Origin of the sequence: Winogradskya humida (genome assembly GCF_016862215.1) — a bacterium.
Taxonomy (GTDB): domain Bacteria; phylum Actinomycetota; class Actinomycetes; order Mycobacteriales; family Micromonosporaceae; genus Actinoplanes; species Actinoplanes humidus.
The window spans coordinates 15,605-28,707 of record NZ_BOMN01000146.1; the positions used below are offsets into that span (position 1 = coordinate 15,605).

The 13,103-nt window shown below is 71.9% G+C and carries 14 protein-coding genes; 9 read left to right on the top strand and 5 right to left on the bottom strand.

Annotated elements, in window-relative coordinates; all coding sequences use genetic code 11:
* The first annotated feature begins 77 nt into the window (after nt 1-77).
* Nucleotides 78-941: a hypothetical protein gene (locus tag Ahu01nite_RS47930; RefSeq protein WP_203843445.1), complete on the top strand. Its 864-nt coding sequence runs from the start codon at nt 78-80 to the stop codon at nt 939-941.
* Nucleotides 942-990: 49 nt separating this feature from the next.
* Here the strand turns inward: Ahu01nite_RS47930 and Ahu01nite_RS47935 are convergent, their stop codons facing one another.
* A complete protein-coding gene (locus Ahu01nite_RS47935; RefSeq protein ID WP_438874878.1) occupies nt 991-1,641 on the bottom strand; it encodes a DivIVA domain-containing protein in 651 nt (216 codons plus the stop codon).
* Between the two features lie 189 nt (nt 1,642-1,830).
* Between Ahu01nite_RS47935 and Ahu01nite_RS47940 the strand changes: the two genes are divergently transcribed.
* The 5 genes from Ahu01nite_RS47940 (at nt 1,831) to Ahu01nite_RS47960 (ending at nt 6,494) form a co-directional block, all read left to right on the top strand.
* Nucleotides 1,831-2,922 carry a PQQ-dependent sugar dehydrogenase gene (locus tag Ahu01nite_RS47940; protein ID WP_203843446.1) on the top strand — a complete coding sequence of 364 codons (1,092 nt, stop codon included), beginning with the start codon at nt 1,831-1,833 and terminating at the stop codon, nt 2,920-2,922.
* Between the two features lie 77 nt (nt 2,923-2,999).
* Complete coding sequence (locus tag Ahu01nite_RS47945) at nt 3,000-3,701, top strand: 4-carboxy-4-hydroxy-2-oxoadipate aldolase/oxaloacetate decarboxylase (RefSeq protein ID WP_203843447.1); 702 nt, start codon at nt 3,000-3,002, stop codon at nt 3,699-3,701.
* Nucleotides 3,698-4,762, top strand: coding sequence for a 4-oxalomesaconate tautomerase (locus tag Ahu01nite_RS47950; protein ID WP_239159741.1), 1,065 nt, complete (start codon nt 3,698-3,700; stop codon nt 4,760-4,762). Before Ahu01nite_RS47945 ends, Ahu01nite_RS47950 begins: the two co-directional genes overlap by 4 nt.
* Nucleotides 4,759-5,526: a DUF1932 domain-containing protein gene (locus Ahu01nite_RS47955; protein ID WP_203843448.1), complete on the top strand. Its 768-nt coding sequence runs from the start codon at nt 4,759-4,761 to the stop codon at nt 5,524-5,526. The genes Ahu01nite_RS47950 and Ahu01nite_RS47955 overlap by 4 nt, the downstream gene beginning before the upstream one ends.
* Nucleotides 5,523-6,494 (top strand): amidohydrolase family protein, encoded by a 972-nt coding sequence (locus tag Ahu01nite_RS47960; RefSeq protein ID WP_203843449.1) that lies wholly within the window; start codon nt 5,523-5,525, stop codon nt 6,492-6,494. The genes Ahu01nite_RS47955 and Ahu01nite_RS47960 overlap by 4 nt, the downstream gene beginning before the upstream one ends.
* On the opposite strand, the gene Ahu01nite_RS47965 is transcribed toward Ahu01nite_RS47960, so the two are convergent.
* Nucleotides 6,473-7,060, bottom strand: a complete 588-nt coding sequence (locus tag Ahu01nite_RS47965) for a TetR/AcrR family transcriptional regulator (protein WP_203843450.1) — start codon at nt 7,058-7,060, stop codon at nt 6,473-6,475. The two genes, Ahu01nite_RS47960 and Ahu01nite_RS47965, sit on opposite strands and share 22 nt — an antisense overlap.
* A gap of 64 nt (nt 7,061-7,124) precedes the next feature.
* On the opposite strand from Ahu01nite_RS47965, the gene Ahu01nite_RS47970 reads away from it, so the two are divergent.
* Nucleotides 7,125-7,664, top strand: a complete 540-nt coding sequence (locus Ahu01nite_RS47970; protein ID WP_203843451.1) for a hypothetical protein — start codon at nt 7,125-7,127, stop codon at nt 7,662-7,664.
* A gap of 106 nt (nt 7,665-7,770) precedes the next feature.
* Here the strand turns inward: Ahu01nite_RS47970 and Ahu01nite_RS47975 are convergent, their stop codons facing one another.
* Nucleotides 7,771-8,430, bottom strand: coding sequence for a response regulator (locus tag Ahu01nite_RS47975; RefSeq protein ID WP_203843462.1), 660 nt, complete (start codon nt 8,428-8,430; stop codon nt 7,771-7,773).
* Between the two features lie 129 nt (nt 8,431-8,559).
* On the bottom strand, nt 8,560-9,108 hold the full coding sequence (locus Ahu01nite_RS47980) for a TetR/AcrR family transcriptional regulator (protein WP_203843452.1): 549 nt from the start codon (nt 9,106-9,108) through the stop codon (nt 8,560-8,562).
* On the opposite strand from Ahu01nite_RS47980, the gene Ahu01nite_RS47985 reads away from it, so the two are divergent.
* A complete protein-coding gene (locus Ahu01nite_RS47985) occupies nt 9,089-9,733 on the top strand; it encodes an SDR family NAD(P)-dependent oxidoreductase (protein ID WP_203843453.1) in 645 nt (214 codons plus the stop codon). The genes Ahu01nite_RS47980 and Ahu01nite_RS47985 overlap by 20 nt on opposite strands.
* A 309-nt stretch (nt 9,734-10,042) precedes the next feature.
* Here Ahu01nite_RS47985 and Ahu01nite_RS47990 read toward each other — a convergent pair whose 3' ends face one another.
* On the bottom strand, nt 10,043-12,112 hold the full coding sequence (locus tag Ahu01nite_RS47990) for a sensor histidine kinase (protein WP_203843454.1): 2,070 nt from the start codon (nt 12,110-12,112) through the stop codon (nt 10,043-10,045).
* Between the two features lie 53 nt (nt 12,113-12,165).
* Here Ahu01nite_RS47990 and Ahu01nite_RS47995 point away from each other — a divergent pair, with 53 nt between their 5' ends.
* Nucleotides 12,166-13,086 carry a CPBP family intramembrane glutamic endopeptidase gene (locus tag Ahu01nite_RS47995; protein ID WP_203843455.1) on the top strand — a complete coding sequence of 307 codons (921 nt, stop codon included), beginning with the start codon at nt 12,166-12,168 and terminating at the stop codon, nt 13,084-13,086.
* Nucleotides 13,087-13,103 lie beyond the last annotated feature (17 nt).

The following is a 13,103-nucleotide window of genomic DNA, read 5'->3' on the forward strand; positions in this document are numbered from 1 at the left end:
CTCTCATGACCCGAGACTATAGGTAAATCATCAACCTATGGTCAACGGTGTTCATGTGGTGCGCTTATCCTGCGCCGGTGAACCGGGTGATCTCCGAAGGTACGGCCGACGCGTTGCGGGCCGCCTACTACTACGCGGTGGTCGACGACCGGCCCGTGGTGGACGTGGCGATGGTCCGGGCGGCGGCCGGCCGGATCACCGCGAAGCGGCCCGGCCCGCGTGAGGTCACTCCGCCGTCCGAGCCGGGGGAGACCGGGGACGCGCCGGATCTGCGGGAGGCGCGCTGGTGGGTGCGCCGGGACAACGATCCTCTTCCCGCGGTGGACCCGGGATGGTCGATTTCGGTCGTGACCGCGCTGGCGGGTGGGGAGTTCGCGACGCTGCCCGGTGATCCCGCGCCCGTGACGACGATCATCGGGCTGCTGGGGGTGGGCGGTGGGCTGGAGCATCCCCGGCGGGTGGTGCGCTGGATGAGCGGCCTGACCCGGCGGATGCTGGACCGCGCGGACGGGCCGGTGCTGATCGCGCTGGAGATGGAGGCTGCCCGGCAGGCGGTGCGGCTCGGGCGGCAGCTGGATTCCGCTGCGGTGATTCTCGCGGCGCTCAGTCTGGACGAGCAGCTCGCGGCGGCGGGTCAGCGGCTGGTGCCCGGCGCCGGACCCGCCAATCAGGGTGGTGCGATGCTGCGATCACGGGGGGTCACGCTGGCTGCGGCGCAGGAGGCCGCTCCGGGCGTACGCGAAGAAGTGGAGCTGTCACCGCGGCAGCTGGTCTGGGGTCACACGGCGGTTGACCCGTCCTGGACCGCCGGGGCGGTGGTGTTGTGGGAGGCCGCCAAGGAGCTGGCCGAGGACGGTCCCGCGGGGACGACCCACCTGGTCCGGGCGCTCGAGGTGACCGGTGCGCCCGCCGCCACGGCGATGCTGGCCGCCGTCGGCTAGCGGCCGCCGGCGGGCACGAAGGCCTCGTGCCCGCCGGGGTTCAGCCGGATCAGGGGGCCGCGCTGTTCAGCTCGGCGAGCTGGTGGGTCAGGTGACTCTCCAGCGCTTCCTGGTAGCCCCGGGCGAGCTGCCCGAGCCGCTCGATCTCGTCCAGCAGGGCCGCGCGCTGCGTCTGCAGGTTGTTGATCGCCTCGGTGTGGTTGCGGCGGGCGTCGCTCTCGATGGTGCCGGCCTTGAGCTGGGCCTCGCTGGTGATCTGCTCCGCCTTGACCTGGGCGTCGGCGATCAGGGCCTCGACCTCGCGCTGGGCGTCACGCATGTGGTCGTCGGCGGTGCGCTGCGCCATCATCAGCACCCGGGCGAGGCGGTCCTCGTCGGCGGGGGACGTCGGCGGGGTGGCCGGCACCGAGTTGCGGGCGCGCTCGAGCTGCGACTGCATCTCGCGGGCGTGCTCCTCGGCGCGGGCGCGGGCCTTCTGGAGCCGTTCGAGCTGCGCGGCGACGTCGGCGAACTCGGAGTCGATCACCATGGTCGAGGCGGCCGGGCTGGGCCCGCCGGCACCGCCGCGCTGGGCGCGGTCGCGCAGGCTGGCGTTCTCCTCGAGCAGGCGGATGAGCTCCTGCTCCACCTCGTCCAGGAAGGCGTCGACGTCTTCCTCGTCGTATCCGCGCTTGCCCATCGGCGGCTTCTTGAAAGCCATGTTGTGGATGTCAGCTGGCGTGAGCAGGATCGTGCTCCTTCGCTTCCTGTCGACTGCGGTCGAGCATCTGCGATCCTACGCAACGCTCCGCAGCCGGCTACGTCGGCGTGATCACGCGAGCCTTTCACCGGGCTTTCGCGCTCACGTGCTTGGGTGGGCGGCGTACAGCATAGGACCAGGAGGAAACGTATGGCGTTCACGTGCCGCCGGGCGCTGCTCTCGTTGCTCGCGCTGGGTGCTGTTTCGGCGTGTGATGCTCCTGACAGTGATCCCGAAATCTCACCCAGCGTGTCTGCGCCGGCGCCGTCCCGTGACAACCTGGGCGGTCCGGACGAAGTTGCTCACAATATCGATGTTCCCTGGGGTCTCGCATTCCTGCCGGGCGGCGATGCACTGATCGCTGAACGGGACACCGCGCGCATCGTGCGGGTGCCGGCGCGAGGGGGCGACGCGAAGCAGGTCTACCGGGTGCCCGGAGTCGCCGCCGCGGGGGAGGGCGGGCTGCTCGGGCTCGCCGTGTCGCCGGACTACGCCTCCGACAACCTCGTCTACGCCTTCTACACCGCGGCGTCCGACAACCGGATCGCGCGGTTCCGGCTGGACGGCGGCGAACCGGAGGTCATCTTCGACGGGATCGCGAAGGCCGGGAACCACAACGGCGGACGGATCGCTTTCGGTCCCGACGGTCTGCTCTACGCGGGCACGGGCGACGCGGGCGACACGTCCCGGGCGCAGGACCCGTCGAGCCCCAACGGCAAGATCCTGCGGCTGACCCCGGACGGCGCGCCGGCCCCGGGCAATCCGTCGCCCGGCTCGCCGGTCTACAGCCTGGGTCACCGCAACGTGCAGGGCCTCGCGTGGGACGGCGACGGCCGGCTGTTCGCCACCGAGTTCGGTCAGAACGAGCTCGACGAGGTCAACCTGATCCGGGCCGGTCGCAACTACGGATGGCCGCAGGTCGAGGGCGAGGGCGGCACTGACGGCGGGCGCTACACGAACCCCGTCGTCACCTGGCCGACCGATGACGCCTCGCCGTCGGGGATCGCGATCGCCGGGGACACCGCGTACGTCGCGGCGCTGCGCGGGGAACGGCTGTGGACGCTGCCGTTGAACGGGGACACCGCCGGGGAGCCCGCCGCGCAGTTCGAGGGAACGTACGGGCGGCTGCGTACGGTTCAGGTGGCGCCGGACGGAAGTCTCTGGGTGACCACGTCGAACAAGGACGGCCGCGGCGACGTTCGCGACGGCGACGATCGGGTACTGCGAATCCCGGTGAAGTAACACCGCGACACATTGTTGACAATCTTGTTGGCACTTGGATACGTTCGGCGCCTCCCGGGAATCACCCCAATCGAGGAGTGTCGATCACAGTGGCCGGCCATTACGTCGTACGTCAGGTGGAGCGGGCCGATCCCGCAGTCCTCGCCGACCTCCGCGGGGCCGGAGTGGCCACAGTGCACGAAGCGGCGGGCCGCATCGGCCTGCTCGGCCCCTCGATCCAGGCCCGGCAGGACGGCGCCGCCGTCGCAGGCTCCGCGATCACCGTCTCCTGCCAGCCGGGCGACAACCTGATGATCCACGCGGCGGTGGAGGTGTGCCGCCCCGGCGACGTGCTGGTGGTGACGACGACCTCGCCGTCGACCGACGGCATGTTCGGGGACCTGCTCGCCACCTCGCTGATCGCGCACGGCGTCGTCGGCCTGGTCATCGACGCCGGGGTGCGGGACATCGCCACCCTGCGCGAGATGGGCTTCCCGGTGTGGTCGCGCGCCGTGCACGCCCAGGGCACCGTGAAGGCCAGCCCCGGCTCGGTGAACGTGCCCGTGGTTGCCGCCGGTCAGATCGTGCGCCCCGGTGACATCGTCGTCGCCGACGACGACGGCGTGGTCGCGCTGCCGATCGCGCTCGGCCCCGCCACGGTCGCCGCGGCCAGGAAGCGTCTCGACAGCGAGACCGCGAAACGCGAGCAGCTCGCCGGCGGTGTCCTCGGCGTCGACATGTACCACCTGCGCCCCCTGCTGGACAAGCTCGGCGTGCAGTACGTCGACGAGCTGCCGTGACCGCCGGCATCCCGTGCATGCAGATGCGCGGCGGGAGCTCCAAGGGCGCGTACTTCCTGGGCAGTGACCTGCCCGCCGACGCCGGCGAGCGGGACGACCTGCTGCTGCGCGTGATGGGCTCACCGGACGCGCGGGAGATCGACGGGCTCGGCGGCGGGCACCCGCTGACCAGCAAGGTCGCCGTGGTCACGCCCTCGGCCGACGATGACGCCGACGTGGACTACGTGTTCCTGCAGGTGGTGCCCGACCGGGCCGTCGTCACCGGCGCGCAGACCTGTGGGAACCTGCTCGCCGGGGTCGGGCCGTTCGCGATCGAGCGCGGCCTGGTCGCGCCCGGCGGCGACACCACCCGGGTCCGGATCAGGATCATGAACCCGACGGTGGCGTACGCCGAAGCGCGCGTACAGACCCCCGGCGGTGTCGTGCGCTACGACGGTGACACGGTGATGGCCGGAACCCCGTTCGCGGCCGCCCCCATCCGGCTCGTCTTCCCCGGCGCCGACACGTCGATCTTCCCGACCGGCCGGCTCGCCGACACGTTCGCGGGTGTCGACGTGACCTGCGTGAACGCCGGCATGCCCGTGGTGCTGCTCCGCGCCGCCGACCTCGGGATCGCGGGCGACGAGGCACCCTCCGTGCTGGAGGCCGACTCGGTGCTCCGGGAACGGATCGAGGCGGTGCGACTGAAAGCCGGCGCGGCGATGGGCCTGGGTGACGTAACGGATCTCACCGTTCCGAAGATGACGATCGTGTCGCCCCCGCGGGACGGGGGAGCCGTCACCACCCGCACGTTCATCCCGCACCGGGTGCACGACGCGATCGGTGTGCTCGGCGCGGTCTCGGTCGCCGCGGCCGTGCGCGCGGGCGGCACGGTGCTCGATGCCGCCGCACAGCCCGGCAGCCTCATCAAGATCGAGCATCCGAGCGGTACGTTCGCGGTCACCATCGATCTCGACGGCGAAGGGGCGGAGGCGCGCGTGCACACCAGCGGCGTGGTCCGCACCGCACGGAAACTGGCCGACGGCCTCGTCTGGCCGCGCAGTGGAAAGGCGATCGCATGACGGGCGTACGCATAGCTGTGCTCGGGCTCGGGGAGGCCGGCGGGGAGATCGCCCGTGATCTGGTCGCGGCCGGCGCCGACGTGCGCGGCTTCGATCCGGTGGCGACGGCCCCTCCCGGAGTTCTTGTCAGGAAGGACGACGCGGACGCTGTCCGGGACGCCGCACTCGTGCTCAGCGTGAACAGTTCGCACGACGCGCTGCCCGCTCTTGAGGCGTCCCTGACCGCGCTCAACCCCGGCACGATCTGGGCCGACCTGAACACCGCCGCGCCTTCGGTCAAGGCCGCCATGGTCGGCCTGGCACCCGATGTCCTCGTCGCCGATGTCGCGCTCATGGCTCCGGTGCCCGGCAAGGGGCTGCGTACGCCCATGGTCGTCTCCGGTCCCGGAGCCGGCGCCTATGCCGAGATCCTGGGCGGGCTGGGCGCGGACGTGACCGTGCAACCCGGACCGGCGGGCGAGGCGATCTCGCGCAAGCTGCTGCGCAGCGTCTTCTACAAGGGCCTCGCCGCCGCGGTCGTCGAGGCGCTCGCCGCCGCCGAGAAGGCCGGCTGCGAGGACTGGCTGCGTGCCAACATCAGCGCCGAGCTGGCCGGTTTCGACGACCGGACCATCGACCGGCTCGTCGACGGCACCCACCGCCATGCCCGGCGCCGCCACGACGAGATGATCGCCGCCGCGGATCAGCTGACGGGCCTCGGCGTCCCGCCCCGCATCGCCTCCGCCGCGCGTGATCTGCTGCTCTCCCTGAAGGACGAATCATGATCATCGACTGTCACGGGCACTACACGACGGCGCCGGCCGCGCACACCGCCTGGTGGTCCGACACTGCCGCCTCCTATCCGGTGATCACCGACGACGAGATCCGGGCCACCATCGAGCCGAACCAGCTGCGGCTCATGGACGAACGCGGCATCGACCTCACCATCTTCTCGCCGCGCGCCTCCGCGATGGGCCACCACGTGGGCGACGACGCGATCAGTACGGCGTGGACGCGCGCCTCCAACGACCTCATCGCCCGCGTCGCAGGGCTCTACCCGCAACGATTCGCTGGCGTGGGACAACTTCCGCAGACGGCGGGCGTACCCATCTCCGCGGCAGTGCCCGAACTGCGGCGCTGCGTCGAAGAGCTCGGTTTTGTCGGCGTGAACCTCAACCCCGACCCCAGCGGCGGCAACTGGACCTCCCCGCCCCTGACCGACCCGTCGTGGTACCCCCTCTACGAGGCGATGTCCGAACTCGACGTCCCCGGCATGGTCCACGTCTCCGCCGTCACGAACAAGAATTTCCACGCCACCGGCTCGCACTACCTCAACGCGGACACGACGGCGTTCATGCAGCTCCTGCAATCCGACCTGTTCAAAGAATTCCCCGGCCTGCGCCTGATCATCCCGCACGGCGGCGGCGCGGTGCCCTACCACTGGGGACGTTTCCGTGGCCTCGCCGACATGCTCGGCCGCCCGCCGCTCGAGGAATCGGTGATGGGCAACGTCTTCTTCGACACCTGCGTCTACCACCAGCCCGGCATCAACCTCCTCTTCGAGGTCATCGACACCCGCAACATCCTGTTCGGCTCGGAGATGGTCGGCGCCGTCCGCGGCATCGACCCCCGCACCGGCCACAACTTCGACGACACCCGCCGCTACGTCGACGCCCTCACCCTCACCCCGGCCGACCGCGACTCGGTCTACGAGGGCAACGCCCGCCGCGTCTATCCCCGGCTCACTGCCTGAAGCTCATCCAGGTACGCGTTCAGCTGCGTGACCATCACGCCACTGCTCAGGTGCCCGGCGAGGACATGCACCGTCAGCCCGTCGACGACGGCGTGCAGGCGGTGCGCGAGGGTCTCCGGCGTGGTGCCCACCGGGTCGGGGACCAACTGCGAGATCAGGCGCAGGCAGAGCTCGTACATCGTGCTGAAGTGCAGCCGCTGCACCCGGGCCAGCGCGGGGTCGCCGAGCCCGAGCGCGAGGAACGCGAACGCGATCGACGCCTCGGTGTGCCGCTCCTCGTCGACCGGCATCGTCTGCAGCAGCACCTCACCGGCCGCCTCCCGCACGCTCCCGGTGGGCCGGATGGCCGACACCCGCGCGGTGACCTGGCCGATGACCTCCTCACACGCGAAGGCGAGCAGCTCCGCCCGGGTGGCGAAGTAGTGCCGCAGCGCCCCGGACGACCAGCCCGACTCGGCCGCCACCGCCCGGATCGACACATCGGCGACACCGTCGCGCACGATCACCCGCCACACCGCCCCCGCGAGTTCCCTGCGGCGCTGCTCATGGTCGACCACTTTTGGCATGTCCCATTCTCGCACGGTCGTGTTATAAACGATGTAACACGGTCGTGCGAAAACGGGGAGCGTCATGATTGCGGTGATCATCGGGTGTGAGGTGGCGTTCTGGGTGTTGCTGCTGGCCGGGCTGGTGGCCCGCTACCCGCTGCGCCTCCGGCGGGCCGGCGCGGCCCTGCTGATGGCCGTGCCCCTGGCCGACGTGGTGCTGCTGGTGGTGTCGGTCATCGACCTGCGCGGCGGCGGGGAGGCCGGCATCGCGCACGGGCTGGCCGCCGTCTATCTCGGGGTGTCGATCGCGTTCGGCCACCAGATGATCCACTGGGCTGATCGGCACTTCGCCCACCGCTTCGCCGGCGGCCCGGCCCCCGTCCGTCCGCCCCGGGCCGGCCGGTCCCACGCCGCCCACGAGCGCCGCCAGTGGCTGCGGCACCTGCTCGCCTACCTGATCGCGGCCGCCGTCCTCGCGGTCTTCACCGCCCTCGTCGGCGACCTCGACCGGACCCGCCCACTGTGGAGCGTCATGGCCCCATGGACGGTCGCCCTCGTCGCCGACTTCCTGATCTCGTTCAGCTACACCATCTCCCCGCGCCGCGTCCGAGGCGAGGCCTGAGCCCGTCCGGGGCGAGGCCTGAGTCGGTCCGGGGCGAGGCCTGAGTGCGTCCGGGTGGAGGCCTAAGTCCGTCCGGGGAGGTCTGAGTCCGTCTCGGGGGCCTGGGTCAGCGGGGGCGGACGAGGCCCAGGTCGTAGGCGACGATGGTGGCCTGGACGCGGTCGCGGACGCCGAGTTTGGGGAGCAGGGCGTTGATGTGGGCCTTGACCGTGCCGGTGACGATGCCCAGGGCCGCGCCGATCTCGGCGTTGGACAGCCCCTGGGCGAGGCTGACCAGGACGTCGCGTTCGCGCGGTGTCAGCGTCGCCAGCCGGGGATCGCCCTCCGGTGCCGCGCTCACCGTGCCGGTGGCGAACGCGTCGATGAGCCGTCTCGTGACCGCCGGGCTCAGCATCGCCTCGCCGCCCGCCACGACCCGGATCGCCGCGACCAGCTCGGCCGGCTCGGCATCCTTCAGCAGAAAACCGGAAGCCCCGGCCCGCAACGCCTGGAACACGTACGCGTCCTGATGGAACGTCGTCAGCACCAGCACCCGCGGCGGATCCGCACCCGCCGTGAGCCGGGCGGTCGCGGTCAGCCCGTCCATGCCGGGCATCCGGATGTCCATCAGGACGACATCGGGGCCCACCTCCGCGGCGAGCTCGAGCGCGGCCTCGCCGTCCCCGGCCTCACCCACCACGTCCAGGCCGTCCTGCGAATCCACGATCGCAGCCAGACCCGCCCGCACCATCACCTGATCATCGACGACCATCACCCGCACACCGATCGCGCCCACCCCCTCGTGCCCGCCCGCCCAGCGCCGCGACCGGCGATTCCGGCGATGATGGTACGGCCCGGGGCCTGCCAGGGACCAAGACCCGGACCGCGTTTCGGGGCCGGCCCGGAACAAAGCCGGTCAGCGTGCCGGCCAGGCGGCCATGGCGAGCTCCGCGGTGTCGGTGAGCTCCGCCGCCGTGGCGCCGTCCCGTGCGCGCTGGGACATGCCGTGCATGACGGCGGTGAAGTACGCCGCCAGCCTGCGGGGGTCCGCTGCCGCCGGTATCTCGCCCTCGTGCCGGGCGGTCGCCAGGCGCTTCTCGAAGGTATCGACGCTGGCGTTGCGCAGGTCGCACATGTAGACGGCGACGTCGACGTCGGCCGCGGCGGCGCTGCACAGCAGGTTGCCGGCCGGTGTCCCGGGGTCGGTGTACATCGCCGCGGCATCGAGCAGGATGCGGTGGAAGGCGTCGAACGCCGTGGGCTCCCTGGCCATGGCGGCCCAGATGAACTCTCCGGCCGGGGAGCGGCCGTATGCCGCGATGACCTCGTTGAACAGAGTCCTCTTGTCCCCGAACGCCGCGTAGAGGCTGCCCGGCCGGATCCCCATCTCCCGGGTCAGGTCGTTGATCGAGGTCGCCTCGTACCCGTTCTCCCAGAACAGGCGGGTGGCGGCGGCCCTCGACACGGTGGAGCGCATCCGCAAGGACGGCGGGCGCGCCTTCGCCGTCCACGCGGAGCTGGGCCTGCCCGGCGACGCCGCCCGCCTCTGGGCCGCCTTCGACGACGCGGGCAGGGAGTATGTCCCCGACGGGAAGCTCGACATCCTCGTCCACAACGCCGCCGTGGGCAGCTCCGCCCGGCTCGCCGACCTCCCCGAGGAGGAGTTCGACCAGGTGATCGCGGTGAACGTGAAGGCGCCGTTCTTCATCACCAAGCTCGCGTTGCCGCGACTGCGCGACGGCGGCCGGATCATCACCATTTCCAGCCTCGCGGCCACCGTCGGAAGTCCGGAACTGCTCACCTACGGCGTCAGCAAGGCGGCCCTGAACACGTTCACCCTTGACCTGGCGCTGGACCTGGGCCCGCGCGGCATCACCGTCAACGCGGTGTCACCCGGCATCGTCATGACCCGGAACAGTCAGTACCTGCGCGACAGCGAGGAACTCGCGGCGCAACAGGTCGCCCGGGTCGCCCTCGGCCGGCTCGGCGAGCCGGACGACGTGGCGAGCATCGTCGCCTTCCTCTCCTCCGATGAGGGTCGCTGGGTGACCGGCCAGGTCATCGACGCCTCGGGCGGCACCGCACTCTGAGCCCGGCTGGCGACCATCCCGGCTCGCGGCCATCCGGGTCTGCGGGGCTGAATGTTGCGCTGGACGCTGGGATGCGACAACTTTCTACGGTGTTGTCCGTCGAATCCGGCCAATCGCGTCTGACAGCAGAACATGTGTTTCCCGCTCAGACACGAGTGGCCCGCGCTTGACACCTGAGGCCGCAGAAGGGTGCGGCACAGCCGGTTTCGGCGCACCTTCGTGCCCGTGGCCTGAGTCTGCCGCCCTCGCCACCCGCTGGAAGGCAGGTCTGGACTCCGCCTCGCTCCGACCTCACCTGCGACACAGAATCTAGCCGGGCTGGGAGCGGTGGGGGTCGGGGGTGGGGGCCGTGGGCGGGGGTGTCCGGCCGAGGCCGTCGAGGAGGGCCCGCATGGCGGTGAGGGCCTGGCGGGCTGCGGTGAGGACGCGGGGGAGGTCGCCGGCCTCGGCGGCGGCAGGGACCTCGGCGGCGTGGTGGAGGACCGCGTCGCGCAGGCCCGTGGCGACGCGGGTGCGTTCCTCGTGGGTGCGGGCGGTGGCCTGGGCCAGGGCGGTGGCGACGCCGTGGTGCTCGTGGTCGAGGCGGCGGGTGCGGCGACGGCGGATCGCCCAGCCGGTCAGCCAGGATGCGGTCATGGGCAGGGTCAGGGCGACGGCGGCGAGGACGGCGACGACGGCGATGGAGGCGGTGGTCAGCACGGCGCCGGTCGGCAGTGCTTCGCGGGGTGGGTCCTGGGGCGTCGTGAGGACCATGACGGCGAGGGACAGTGACCAGGAGGCCGTGGCGGCGATCGGTGCGAGCCAGGTCAGGCCGGGGCGGGCGCCGCGGGCGGCGACCGAGTAGACCGCGACCAGATCGGCGCCGATGGTGACCAGGAAGATGGAGGCGCTGACGGCGGGGGCGCCGCCGGTGGCGAGGAGCAGCGGTGCCGTCCACGCTGTCAGCGCGACCGCCGCCAGGGCCCACCAGGGGTGTCCGCGGCGCCAGAACAGTGGCAGGGCGTGGCTGAGCAGCGCCAGCAGGATCAGGGTGGCGGCGGCGGGGGTGATGCCGTCCTCCTCCACGCCGAGGATGAGGCTCAGCACCGGGAGGATCAGGGCACCGGCCATGAGGGCCCCGTCGATCAGGGTGTCGCTGCGGACCCGGCGCAGCGCCGCACCCACGATCCCGCGCACCCGGACCCCGAAGGGCCTGCCCCGCGCGGCACCGCCGAGCGGAAAAGCGGCCGCGAACTGCGGGGATGCGGCGTCTAGGTGCGGGAAGGTGGCCTGGACGCGCCAGCCGCCACCGTTGTCGCGGGGGCCGGAGACGAGGGTGCCGCCGAGGGCGACGGCCCGGTCCCGCATGCCGTCCGTGCCGCGGCCGCCACCGAGCCCGGCGGCCGCCGGGGCGGCGACGCTGCCCGCGTCGTCGATCACGAGCTCGGTGTGGTCGCCGGTGTGCCGCAGCAGGATGTCGACCTTCGCACCGGGGGCGTATCTCAGCGTGTTGGTGAGCGCCTCGCGGGCGATGCCGTGCACCGCGGCGGCCAGGGCAGGCGGCAGGGGGCCGGCTGGCGCCGTCACGGTGATGACCTGGCCGAGCTGCCGGAAGTCGTCGGCCAGGTCGCCGAGGGCGGGGACGGTTTCCGGTGACGGCTCGGCGTCCCACGGCATGATGGCCACGAGCTCGCGCAGTGCCGCGAGGGTCTCGCGACCGGTGCGGGTCGCGTAGTCGAGGGCTTCCTCGTGCAGCTCGGGTCTCTTCGCGGCGAGCATCTGCGCGGCGGACGCGTTCACGACGATCGAGGTCAGGTGGTGCGCGGTCACGTCGTGCAGCTCGCGGGCCAGCCGGCGGCGTTCGGCGTCGGCGGCGTCGCGTTCGGCGCGGGTGGCCTCGGCGAGCCGGCGGGCGGCCTCGGACCGGTCGGCCCGCCAGTGTGCACGGCGCCGGCCGAACGCGGCGACCACCACGTAGAGCACGGCCGCGAAGATCAGGTCGGGCAGCAGGTCGCCGGTCACGCCGTCGCGGGCCACGGTCAGCGGGACCTGCCAGAGGACCAGCCCCACCAGGGTCAGGACGGTGGCGCGGTACGAGCGGAGGGCCGCCACGCTGAACAGGGCCACCTGATCGGCGAAGGAGATCACGAGCAGGGCGTCACCGGGGAAGGCGACCAGCTGGCCGGCGGGCGCGACCCAGGTGCCGAGGCTGATGCCGGCGACGACGGCCACGGTGACCTCGACCGGCCGCGACGTGCGCAGACCCAGCGCCGCGCCGATCAGCAGAATCACGGCGCCGCCGGCCACGGCGGTCACGGACGGGAAATCGTCGCCGGGCCACAGCGCGAGCTGGCCCGCGCACAGCAGCACGGGCAGCACCCACGTCGTCCAGCGATTCATGACGGGCACGATAGCGACTTTCTATAACCGGGGGCGGGGGTCGGGTTCAGGCTGTGGACAGAGGCGCGGACGGCGGCGCGGTGACGAGACTTGTCCGCATGCTGAGCGCGTACCCAAACAAAGGCCGCACGTTGCTGACGGGCCTGGTCATCGCGGTTTTCGGGGTTGCCGGTGGGATCGGCGTCTATCTGCTCGCGGCCCTCGCGGCGCTGGTCGCGGGGCGCCCGGAGAACGCGGACGGGGTGCCGAGTTTCGGGCCGCTCGCGGACCTGGCCGTGGCGTTCCTGACGGTCGCGGCGGTGCTGCCCGCGACCCTCCTCGCTCAGCGGTGGATCCAGCGGCGTCCGGCCGTACGGTTGCGGTGGGGCCTGTTGTTCCGTTGTCTTGCGGTGGCGGTGGTCCCGGTCGTGCTGTTGCTGTCCGTGGACGGGATGCCCGACGGGAAGGTGGTCGGGCTCGCCGAGTTCGCTCCGGCTGTGCTGGTGGCGCTGCTGGTCGTGCCGGTCCAGGCCGCTGCGGAGGAATACCTGCTGCGGGGGTGGCTGCTGCAGGCCGTCAACCAGTGGGTACGCAGCCCGTGGCCCCCGATCGCGCTGCAGGCCGTGGTCTTCGCGGCACTGCACGGCTGGGGTACGCCCTGGGGCTTCGCCGACCTGGTCGTGTTCGGACTCGTCGCGGGCTGGCTGACCGTGCGCACCGGCGGCCTCGAAGCGGCGATCGCCCTGCACGTGGCCAACAACCTGATCAGCGTCCTGCTCGCGGCGGCGTACGGGGAGCTCGGCGTCGACCAGACCGCCGCCGACATGCCCTGGCAGTACGCCGTCGCCGACCTGCCGCTCCTGCTCGGCTATGCCGCGGTGATCGTGATGCTGACCAGGCGCCGGGATGCCGGAACGATCGGGCCGGGCCCGGACGGTGTATCGGGCCGTAGCCGCCGGCGCCGCATCCGAGTGCCTGACACCGAGATTGCCTGACACTTTTGCCCGCTTAG

What these genes read in the sequence shown, in the direction of transcription:
- Ahu01nite_RS47965 (WP_203843450.1), bottom strand. Translation starts at nt 7,060, where the DNA reads ATGCCAAAAGTGGTCGACCATGAGCAGCGCCGCAGGGAACTCGCGGGG.
- Ahu01nite_RS47935 (WP_438874878.1), bottom strand. Translation starts at nt 1,641, where the DNA reads ATGGCTTTCAAGAAGCCGCCGATGGGCAAGCGCGGATACGACGAGGAA.
- Ahu01nite_RS47970 (WP_203843451.1), top strand. Translation starts at nt 7,125, where the DNA reads ATGATTGCGGTGATCATCGGGTGTGAGGTGGCGTTCTGGGTGTTGCTG.
- Ahu01nite_RS47990 (WP_203843454.1), bottom strand. Translation starts at nt 12,112, where the DNA reads ATGAATCGCTGGACGACGTGGGTGCTGCCCGTGCTGCTGTGCGCGGGC.
- Ahu01nite_RS47955 (WP_203843448.1), top strand. Translation starts at nt 4,759, where the DNA reads ATGACGGGCGTACGCATAGCTGTGCTCGGGCTCGGGGAGGCCGGCGGG.
- Ahu01nite_RS47940 (WP_203843446.1), top strand. Translation starts at nt 1,831, where the DNA reads ATGGCGTTCACGTGCCGCCGGGCGCTGCTCTCGTTGCTCGCGCTGGGT.
- Ahu01nite_RS47960 (WP_203843449.1), top strand. Translation starts at nt 5,523, where the DNA reads ATGATCATCGACTGTCACGGGCACTACACGACGGCGCCGGCCGCGCAC.